2 protein-coding genes and 1 pseudogene are annotated in these 2,859 nt (G+C 72.4%); 2 read left to right on the top strand and 1 reads right to left on the bottom strand.

Annotated elements, in window-relative coordinates; translation table 11 throughout:
• Positions 1-558: pseudogene (locus NBW84_RS20310) on the top strand (hypothetical protein); the annotation flags it as partial.
• Between the two features lie 43 nt (positions 559-601).
• Positions 602-1,387, top strand: a complete 786-nt coding sequence (locus NBW84_RS20305; protein ID WP_250286464.1) for a hypothetical protein — start codon at positions 602-604, stop codon at positions 1,385-1,387.
• A gap of 545 nt (positions 1,388-1,932) precedes the next feature.
• Here the strand turns inward: NBW84_RS20305 and NBW84_RS20300 are convergent.
• On the bottom strand, positions 1,933-2,457 hold the full coding sequence (locus tag NBW84_RS20300) for a DUF3090 family protein (RefSeq protein WP_250286463.1): 525 nt from the start codon (positions 2,455-2,457) through the stop codon (positions 1,933-1,935).
• Positions 2,458-2,859: the final 402 nt, after the last annotated feature.

Genomic DNA, 2,859 nt, shown 5'->3' with positions numbered 1-2,859 from the left:
AACCTGGTGTGGAGCGTCCGGGACCTGCGCGTGGCCGGCGTCCTGGTGCTGATGGCCCGGCTGCACGACCCCGGGCGGCTGCTGCGCCTGCCCGCGCCCGCGCGCCGCCTGCTCACCACCCGGATCGGGCAGCTCAACGCGGCGGTGGACGCCGCCGCCGCGGGCGATCCCGGGGTCCTGGTCGTCGACCTGGCCCGCCATCCCGAGGCCTACCGGCTGTCGACCTTCGACGTCGACCGGGTGCATCCTGGCCCGCGGGGCCATCAGCTGATGGCCCGTGCCTTCGCCGAGGCGCTGTGCGACGCCGGTGTGCCGCTGCCGGTCCTGCCGGTGGTGGAGCCGCCCACCACGCCCGGCCGGTTCGCGCACGCCCGCTGGATGATGTCGGTGGGCGTGCCGTGGCTGCTCGCCCGCCCGGCCGTGCCACTGCGCCGCCGGGCCCGGCGCGCCGCGGCGGACCGCCGGGCCCGGCACGCCACCACCGGTGACGAGCCCGCCCGCGCCGGCCGGCTGGTTGCCAACCGTCGACTGGATGTGACCCCCAGCAATATCCGCTGAGGACCGTCGCAGGACATGGCAGTCATTCCTTACCGTAGGCATCGTGATTTGCGGCCAAGCTGCCTCACCTCGCTCAGGGGCACTCACCGGATGGGGTAACGCGTGGCTTGCCGGGCTTGTCAGCACCGATGAGGCAATCACCCGAATCCTCGTGGGTTCGGGTGGGCCGGGCGCCCCCCACAGCATCGACGGCGAAGGGCTCGCGCTGGGCCTCGGCCGGCTGCGGACCGGCGGCGCACGGCGGCTGCGGCTCGTCCTGCCCGTGCCCGGCGACGTCAGCGGTCTGCCCGGGCCGGCGGAGGTCAACCAGGAGGCGCTGGCCGCCGGTGAGGCGGTGGTCGTGCTGGGCCCGCTGCCGCCGCTGGTCCTGATACCGTCCGTGACCGCGCACGGCCCGGCCATCGAGGGCGGCCTGGAGTCGGTGCACTGGCGTTCGGTGACGGGCCGTCACCTCCCGCCCCCGCCGTCCCCGCTGAACGCCGCCGAGCACGAGCTCAACGACGCCATCCGGACCGCGACGGCCGCGCTGCTGCACCTCGACCGGGCCAAGGTCGGTCCGGACACGCTCGCCGTGCTGCGCGAACGCCATGAGGACGAGCCGACGCTCCTGCTCCCCCCGGGCTATCCGCCGCCCGCGCACGCGCTGCTGGCCCGGGCGGGCCGGATCGCCGGCCTGATCGACCTGGCCGCCCGGGACGACGGGGCGGCGGTCACCGCCGAGGAGATCGAACGCCGTTCGACCGCGCTGCGCGGGCTGTCCGCGGCGGTCCGCCGGGCCTGCGAGTCGGCCTACGACGCCTTCGACCCCTCCCAGTCCCTCGCCCGGTAGGGCTCTCCCAGTTCCTGGAGCGCCGGTCAGGTAACCATACGTATCCCCCTGAACGATGGCACACTTCGATGGACGTCGACCACCGGAGAAGATCGGCATAATTTTGTCGTTGTGTACGCTTTTGCGGCCAAAAAGCGTACACAACGACAAAATTGTCTGGATCATGGCCTGTGCGGGTGGTCGTGAACGGGATCCCGCGCTGCCTGACCGGGACACTAGCCCGGTAGGGGGCTCCCAGCCCCCTACCGGTAGGGCACCGTGCTGGCGGGTGGGCGGGCGTCGCGGCCGGGACGGCGAGCTTCTTCCCGCCCGGCGGGGCGGCGTCCCGACACGGATGGCGGCCGGGAGGCGCGGCGGGCGCGCGCCTCCCGCCCCGGGAACGCTCACCGGCCCTCCGAACGCCACCCGCCGGGCAGGCCCTCACCGCGCGGGGCCCTGGCTCAGGACGCGTCCGACGAATACCTGGCCGCGCAGGCGGCGCCCGGACGACCGGCATCCATCAGGCGCACCCCAGGCGCACCCCGCGGGCGACGCCTGGACTGCGATCAGTTCAGGCGCGGACAGAAATGCCCGGACGGCCCGTCCGGGCGGCCGCAGAGCACACACGAGGGACGGCCGGCCGCGACGATACTGCGGGCACGCTGGACGAACGCCTGCGTCTGGCCGAGGGACAGCGAGACCTCGAGCGTGTCGAGCTCGGCGTCCGCGTCAGGCCGGCGCGCCGCGCCCCCCGCGAGCCCGGCGGCCTCGACAAGCACCCGTTTACCGTCCCAGGACACCGTGAGCCGGCCGAGATGGAAGTCCTCCTCGAACGGCGCCTCCAACGGCGCGAGATCGACGTCTACCTCGTGGGACTCCGGCAGCTCGCCGCCGGCCGTCCGGCGGACCTGGCCGAGCAGCGTCGTGAGCCCTTCGGCAAGAGCGTTGACCTCGGCTTTCTCCAGGCCGACGGTCACGACCTGCCCACGCGAGCAGGCCTGTAGGTAGAAGTCGCGTTCACCGGGCTGGCCGACGGTTCCGACCACGAAACGGTCTGGTGAGTCGAACACGTGCCGCTGCCGCTGATACACCTCGTCCCTCCTGGCAGTCCGTTGTACCGGTGGGTGGCCGGGCCGCGGCTCCGGTCATCCACCGATTCCCCCGGTCGACGGCCGGCATGCCGGCGTCACCCACGGGGCCTGGCCGTCTTCCCCGTCATGAAGCTGCTGTGTGAACCTTGCCGCGTCGTGAACCCGCTACGTCGTGAACGTTTTATCCCCGGAGATTCGTCCCCGACGACATCATGGACGTCCAACCTTATGGACATCATTGTGAACCGTAGCGCCACCGCTCACGTCGTGGCGTCACAGATGTCGCGTCGGGCACCCTCGGACGCCTCCAGAACAGGCCCGCTACCAGGGACATCAGGGCCAGGCACGTCGGAACCAGACACGTCGGAACCAGACACGTCGGAACCAGACACGTCGGAACCA

This window comes from Protofrankia sp. CiP1_Cm_nod2, assembly GCF_920664355.1.
Classification (GTDB): domain Bacteria; phylum Actinomycetota; class Actinomycetes; order Frankiales; family Frankiaceae; genus Protofrankia.
This window is presented reverse-complemented; position numbering and strand designations above follow the sequence as displayed.